This window comes from Cellulomonas massiliensis JC225, assembly GCF_000312005.1.
GTDB classification, from domain to species: domain Bacteria; phylum Actinomycetota; class Actinomycetes; order Actinomycetales; family Cellulomonadaceae; genus Cellulomonas; species Cellulomonas massiliensis.
The window spans coordinates 2,405,791-2,412,612 of the sequence record NZ_HE978588.1 but is presented as its reverse complement, the minus strand read 5'-3'; the positions used below and the strand labels follow the sequence as shown (position 1 = coordinate 2,412,612).

The 6,822-nt window shown below is 76.6% G+C and carries 4 protein-coding genes; 1 reads left to right on the top strand and 3 read right to left on the bottom strand.

Features of this window, described 5'->3' with window-relative positions; all coding sequences use genetic code 11:
• Positions 1 to 5: 5 nt before the first annotated feature.
• Both HGCM_RS11465 and HGCM_RS11460 read right to left on the bottom strand, forming a co-directional pair.
• Positions 6 to 581 carry a DUF5998 family protein gene (locus HGCM_RS11465; protein ID WP_019136979.1) on the bottom strand — a complete coding sequence of 192 codons (576 nt, stop codon included), beginning with the start codon at positions 579 to 581 and terminating at the stop codon, positions 6 to 8.
• 54 nt (positions 582 to 635) lie between these two features.
• The gene (locus tag HGCM_RS11460; RefSeq protein WP_019136978.1) at positions 636 to 3,320 is read right to left on the bottom strand and encodes a GNAT family N-acetyltransferase; all 2,685 of its coding nucleotides are present in this window, start codon (positions 3,318 to 3,320) and stop codon (positions 636 to 638) included.
• A gap of 99 nt (positions 3,321 to 3,419) precedes the next feature.
• Here HGCM_RS11460 and HGCM_RS11455 point away from each other — a divergent pair, with 99 nt between their 5' ends.
• Positions 3,420 to 5,894, top strand: a complete 2,475-nt coding sequence (locus tag HGCM_RS11455; RefSeq protein ID WP_019136977.1) for a DNA gyrase/topoisomerase IV subunit A — start codon at positions 3,420 to 3,422, stop codon at positions 5,892 to 5,894.
• 68 nt (positions 5,895 to 5,962) lie between these two features.
• On the opposite strand, the gene HGCM_RS11450 is transcribed toward HGCM_RS11455, so the two are convergent.
• Complete coding sequence (locus HGCM_RS11450) at positions 5,963 to 6,730, bottom strand: lysoplasmalogenase (protein WP_019136976.1); 768 nt, start codon at positions 6,728 to 6,730, stop codon at positions 5,963 to 5,965.
• Positions 6,731 to 6,822: the final 92 nt, after the last annotated feature.

The following is a 6,822-nucleotide window of genomic DNA, read 5'->3' as shown; positions in this document are numbered from 1 at the left end:
CGCGCTCATCGGGCGCGCGCGCTCGCGGCGGACAGGGCGCGCGCGAACTGCGCGGCCGCCCGGACGTGCTCCGCGCCCTCGGCGGCGGCGCTCACCCGGACGACGACGTCGTCGGGCGTCAGCGTGCCCGTCAGGCCGTGGTCCGCCTCGCAGGACGGGTCGGCGCAGCCGGCGGGCTCGAGGTCGATGCGCGAGACCGCGCCCCACCCGATCGCCAGCGTCAGCTCGGAGGCCGGCTCGCCGGGACGGTGCTCGGCAGGGTTCCCGACGACGTGCGTGACCGCGACGGAGCGCAGCTCGCTCAGCGGCACGGACTCCGTCGTCGCCGACGCGCTCGCGGACGGGTGCTCGGAGTCGGCGGGGTGGTCGTCGACGTGGGCGCACAGCAGCCGGGTCGGCGTCAGGACGAGCACCGTGACGTGCCGCCGCACCTCGGCGGCGTCGAACGTCGTCTCGGGGTGGACCAGGTGCGCGGTGACCGGCTCGTCGGCGAGCGCCAGGTCGAGCACGTCCGAGACGAGCTGCGGGTAGTACCCGGCGCGCAGCAGGTCGTCGTGCAGGGAGACGGAGGAGGCAGGCACCGGACCATCCTTCCACCCCGGCCGGGCTGCCGGGTCCCGACGGGCGCGCCGGGCTCAGGAGGCCGCGAGCCGCCGGGTCACGTCCGCCCGGTCGGCGGGCGCCAGCGTCGCGCGCGCCGACAGCACGCGCGCCCCCGTGCCGGAGACCACGACCGGGTTGAGCTCGAGCGAGCGCAGCTCCGGCAGCTCGTCCGCGAGCAGGGCGACCCGTGCCACGACGTCCTCCAGCGCGCCGACGTCGACGGCCGGCAGGCCGCGGTACCCGAACAGGCGCGCGGACGCGCGGGTCGAGCGCACGAGCTCCGCCACCTCCACGTCCGTGAGCGGGGGCACGGCGTACGCGACGTCGCCGAGCAGGTCGCTCGCGTCGCCGGCCAGGCCGAAGCTGACGAGCGGGCCGAAGAGCGGGTCCTCGACGGTGCGCAGCACGCAGGAGACGCCCCGCTCGACCATGCGCTGCACCTCCAGGGGTGCGCCCTCGACCGGCGGGTAGGAGGTCGCGAGCGCCAGCACCTGCTCGACGTCCGCACGCAGCTCGGCCTCGTCGCCCACGTCGAGCCGCACGCCGCCGAGGTCCGCCCGGTGCCGCAGCGCCGGGACGGTGCTCTTGAGCGCGACGGGCCAGCCCGCCTCCGCCGCGGCGCGCACGGCCTCGTCGGCGTCGTGCACCGCCCACGCGGGCTCGACGCGCACGCCGACCGCGCCGAGCAGCTCCGACGTCCGCGCGGGGTCCAGCACGAGCGGGCCCGCCTCGGGGCTCCACCAGGACGCGACGAGGCGGCGCGCGGCGCGGGGGTCGGCGTCGGCCGGGTGGGCCGGCGTGCCCCGGTCGCCCGCCCGCCAGACGGCGTACCGCGCGGCGTGGCCGAGCGCGGTCGCCGCGTCCTCGGGGGTCGGGTAGGCCGGGACCGTGCACGGGCGCCCGTCCGGGTCGTCGGCCGTCAGGTCCTCGGTGACGCCGCGCAGGCCCAGCACGCAGGCCGCGGTGGTGCGGCCCCTCGTCGCGGCGTGCCGAGCCACCGCCGCCACGAGGGCCGCGCTCGGCGGGCACACCGTGGGGACGTGCATGACGAGCACGACGTCGACGTCCTGGGCCGCGTAGACGGCGGCGACGGCCTCCTCGACCGCCTCGGGCGGCGCGTCCTGGGCGACGACGCGCACCGTCGGCCCGACGACGAGGCCGGCCGCCGTCGCCGCCTCCGCCACGAACGCGGCGACGGCCGCCGAGCTGGCCAGCACGGCGGCCCGCCGGCCGGTGGGCACCGGCTGGTGCGCCAGCAGCAGGACGACGTCCAACAGCTGGGTCGTGGAGTCCACGCGGATGACGCCCGAGCGGCGCATCACCTCGTCGAGGGTGCGCGCCGGCGCGTGCGTGGCCCGGACCGTGTGGCCGGGCGGCGCGGTCTGCCCCGAGCGTCCGGCGGTGGCGACCACGACGGGCTTCAGCTGCGCGAGCCGGCGGGCGACGCGGCCGAACTTGCGGGGGTTGCCGATCGACTCGAGGTAGAGGCCGACGACGTCCGTCCCGTCGTCGGCCGCCCAGTACTGCATGAGGTCGTTGCCGGACACGTCGGCGCGCTGGCCGGCGGAGACGAGCTCCGCGAGCCCGAGCCCGCGCTCGGCGACACCCTCGAGGAACGTGACCGCGACGGGCGCCGACTGGCAGAACAGGCCCACCCGGCCCGGCGGCGGCACCCGCCGGGCGAGCGAGGCGTTGAGCACGCGACCCGCTCGGGACGCGACGATCCCGTACGAGGCCGGCCCCACCACCCGCATGCCCCGCGCGTGCGCCGCCCGCAGCAGCGCGCGCTGCCGCTCCAGGCCCTCGGGCCCCTGCTCCGCGTAGCCCGCGGAGAGCAGGACGACGCCGTGCACGCCGAGCCGCGCGAGGTCGCGCAGCGCCGCGGCCGCCCGCTCCGGCGGCAGCGCGAGGACCGCGAGCCCCACGGGCGCGGGCACCTCCGCGAGCGCGACGCCTCCGGGCAGCCCCACCGCCCGCACGTCCGCGCCGCCGTCGCGCAGGTGCTCCAGGGCGGCCGCGGCCATCCGGGCGTCGAGGGTGTCCTCCTGCTCCCCCGGGCCGACGACGAGGACGCGCTCGGCGGTCAGGAGCGCGCGCATCGACCGGGCCTCGGCGCGGTGCTCGCGGTCCGCGACCACCGCGAGCGAGCGGTCGGTCGGGTGGATGTCGAACGCGACCTGCACCACGCCGTCCTCGGTGCGCTGCCGGACCTCGAAGCCGGCGTCCCGGAACACTCCGATCATGCGGCCGTTCTGCGGCAGCACCTCGGCGACGAACCGCCGTACCCCGCGCTCGCGCGCGGCCGCCGCGAGGTGCTCGAGGAGCACCGAGCCGATACCGCGCCCCTGGTGCGCGTCCGACACGTTGAACGCGACCTCCGCCGTCTCCGGGTCCACACGGTCGTAGCGGGCGACGCCGATGATGTGCTCGACGTCGTCGTCCTCGGCGCCGTCCGTCACCGCGACGAGCGCCACCCGGTCGACGTGGTCCACCGTGACGAGGTGGCGCAGGTCGCGCTCGGGCAGCCGCTCGAGCGGCGCGAAGAACCGCAGGTACGTGGAGCGCTCGGACTGTGCGACGTGGAAGGCCTGCAGCGCGTCGGCGTCCTCGGGGCGGATGGGCCGGACGTGCGCCGTGCCCCCGTCCTGCAGCACGACGTCGGCCTCCCACCCCGCGGGGTACGGGGCGGGTCGCGCGTCGGCGCCGACGTCGGGCATGAGCGCCAGGCTAGCGGGGGCCGCCCCGCGCGCCGTGGCGGGGCCGGCGCGCGGCGCGCGCGACAATGGAGGGCACGCACGACCCGAGGAGCTCACTGCATGGCGCGCCGCCCCCGCACCCCGGACACCCCGGCCGAGGACTTCGTCGAGCGCATCGTCGACATCGACGTCGGCGCCGAGATGGAGACGTCGTTCCTCGAGTACGCGTACTCCGTCATCTACTCGCGCGCCCTGCCCGACGCCCGCGACGGCCTCAAGCCCGTGCAGCGCCGGATCCTGTTCCAGATGGGCGAGATGGGCCTGCGGCCCGACCGGCCCTACGTGAAGTCCTCGCGCGTGGTCGGCGAGGTCATGGGCAAGCTGCACCCGCACGGCGACGCGGCGATCTACGACGCGATGGTGCGTCTCGCGCAGCCGTTCAGCCTGCGGCTGCCCCTCGTCGACGGCCACGGCAACTTCGGCTCGCTCGACGACGGCCCCGCGGCGGCCCGGTACACCGAGGCGCGGCTCGCCGCGGCGGCCATGGCGATGGTCGCGGACATCGACGAGGACACCGTCGACTTCGTCCCGAACTACGACAACAAGCTCACCCAGCCCGAGGTGCTGCCCGCGGCGATCCCGAACCTGCTCGTCAACGGCGCCTCGGGCATCGCCGTCGGCATGGCGACCAACATGGCGCCGCACAACCTCGTCGAGGTCGTCGCCGCGGCGCGCCACCTGCTGGCCCACCCGGACGCGACGCTCGAGGACGTCATGCGCTTCGTCCCCGGCCCCGACCTGCCCTCGGGCGGCAAGATCGTCGGGCTCGAGGGCGTGCGCGACGCCTACGCGTCGGGCCGGGGCGCCTTCCGGACGCGCGCGACGACGCGGATCGAGAACGTGACGTCCCGGCGCAAGGGCATCGTCGTCACCGAGCTGCCCTTCGGCGTCGGCGTCGAGAAGGTGCTCAAGAGCATCAAGGACGGGGTGACCGCGAAGAAGCTCCAGGGCATCGCGGACGCGCTCGACCTCACGGACCGGACGAACGGGCTGCGGCTCGTCGTCGAGGTGAAGACGGGGTTCAACCCCGAGGCCGTGCTCGAGCAGCTGTTCCGCCAGACGCCGCTCGAGGAGTCGTTCTCCATCAACAACGTCGCGCTCGTCGACGGCCAGCCGCGCACGCTCGGCCTGCTCGAGCTGCTGCGGGTCTGGGTGGACCACCGCATCGACGTCGTGCGCCGCCGCTCGCGGTTCCGGCTGGGGAAGCGGCGCGACCGCCTGCACCTCGTCGAGGGCCTGCTCGTCGCGATCCTCGACATCGACGAGGTCATCCAGGTCATCCGCTCGTCCGACGACGCCGACGTGGCGCGCCAGCGCCTGCGCGACGTCTTCGACCTGTCCGAGCCGCAGGCCGAGTACATCCTCGAGCTGCGGCTGCGCCGGCTCACGAAGTTCTCCCGCATCGAGCTCGAGAAGGAGCGCGACGAGCTCCAGCGCGAGATCGAGGAGCTCGAGGCGATCCTCGCCGACGACGCGCGCCTGCGGGGGGTCGTCTCCGACGAGATGGCCGACGTCGCCGCGACCTACGGGACGCCCCGGCGCACGATCCTGCTGGAGTCCGCCGGCGGCTCGTCGGTCACCGGTGCCCCGGGTGCGGCTCGTGCCGCGGCCGCCGCGCCGCTCGAGATCGCCGACACGCCGTGCCGGGTGCTGCTCTCCGGCACCGGGCTCCTGGCGCGGACGAGCGACGACGCCCCACCGGTGCGCTCGGAGCGGCGGAGCAAGCACGACGTGCTCGCCTCGGACGTCGCGACGACCGCTCGGGGCGTCGTCGGGGCGGTGACCTCCCTCGGGCGGGTCGTCCGGGTGCCGGTGCTGGACCTGCCCGCGCTGCCGCCCACCGACGGCGCGCCGTCCCTCTCCGGGGGCGTGCCGCTCAGCGAGGTCGTGGCGCTGGAGCCCCGCGAGCGCGTGGTGGGGCTCACCTCGCTCGCTCCCGACGCGCCCACGCTGGCCCTCGCGACCGCGCAGGGGGTCGTCAAGCGCGTCGCGGCGGGCGACGCGCCGAGCAACCGCGAGGCCTGGGAGGTCGTCGCCCTCAAGGACGGCGACGAGGTCGTCGGCTGCGCGCAGGCGGCGGACGACGACGAGCTGGTGCTCGTCAGCTCCGACTCGTCGCTGCTGCACTTCGCCGCGTCGTCGGTGCGCCCGCAGGGCCGGTCGGCGGGCGGCATGGCCGGCATCAAGCTGGCGGCCGGCCAGCGCGTGGTCGCCTTCGCGACCGTCCCCGCGGGCGCGGCTGCCGAGGCCGTGGTCGTGACCGTCGCGGGCTCCGGCGGCGCGCTGCCGGGCACCCAGGCGGGCTCCGCCAAGGTGAGCCCGTTCGACGCCTACCCCGGCAAGGGGCGGGCGACGGGCGGCGTCCGCTCGCACCGGTTCCTCAAGAACGAGGACACGCTGCTGCTGGCGTGGGTCGGCCCGGCGCCCGCACGCGCCTGCGGGTCGGGCGGGCAGGCCGTGCCGCTCCCCGAGCTCGACCCCCGGCGCGACATGTCCGGCACGCCCCTGCCCGCGCCGGTCCACGCCGTCGGCTGACGGCGCGGCGCGCCAAGGGGGCCGTCAGAGCGCGGTCAGAGCGCGGTCAGAGCGCGGTCAGAGCCCGGTCAGTGCGTGGGCAGCGGGCTGCGCGGCCGCGGGACGAACGCCACGACGTTGTCGAGGCCACCCGCGGCGGCCGCCCGCACGGCCGGCGGCCGCGGGGCCCGGCGCTCGCCGGCGTGGCGACGCGCCACACCGGCCGCCAGGAGCGCCTGGCCCAGGCAGTAGGTGCTCATCACCCAGAAGCCCTGGGCGGGCAGCGCCCACCCGGGCACGAACGCGTCCAGCGCGATGAGCGCGTCCGACAGCAGGAAGACGGCACCGCCGACGCCCGCGAGGCGGGAGACCCCGGTCGACAGGACGGCCATCGCGGTCAGGACGCCCCCGTACACCGCGACGGGCACCAGCAGCGGGCCCGCGTGCGGCGCGCACAGGCCGACGAGCAGGACGAGCGCGAGCGCGTAGCCGACGAGGGCCGCCGGCCGCCGGTGCACGACGGAGCGCCGGACGTCGGGGAGGAACGCGACGACGTACGCCACCTGCGCCAGCAGGAAGCACCCGACCATCGTGAGGAACGCCGAGCCGCCCGCGAACGACGGCAGCAGGTCGCCCAGCCAGGAGAACCCGAGGGCGACCAGCGCGCCCGTGACGCGGCGCCCGCGGGGCCAGCGCGTGGCGGTCGCGAGCGCCGCCGCGAGCAGCGGCATCACCATCCACTGGGTGACCCGTGCGAGCGCGTCGGCGTGGGCGAGCTCGGCGCTGACCTGCACGAGCGCGACGACGACGAACGCAGCCGCCCAGCACCGGGCGGCCGTGGACAGCTCTCGTCCCACGTGACCTCCTCGCCGGACAGCGGTGTCCGGCACGCAGCCGGTCCTCGACGTCGTCGTCGGGACCGACGCGATGCTAGCCGGTCGCCGGCCCC

What these genes read in the sequence shown, in the direction of transcription:
- HGCM_RS11455 (WP_019136977.1), top strand. Translation starts at nt 3,420, where the DNA reads ATGGCGCGCCGCCCCCGCACCCCGGACACCCCGGCCGAGGACTTCGTC.
- HGCM_RS11460 (WP_019136978.1), bottom strand. Translation starts at nt 3,320, where the DNA reads ATGCCCGACGTCGGCGCCGACGCGCGACCCGCCCCGTACCCCGCGGGG.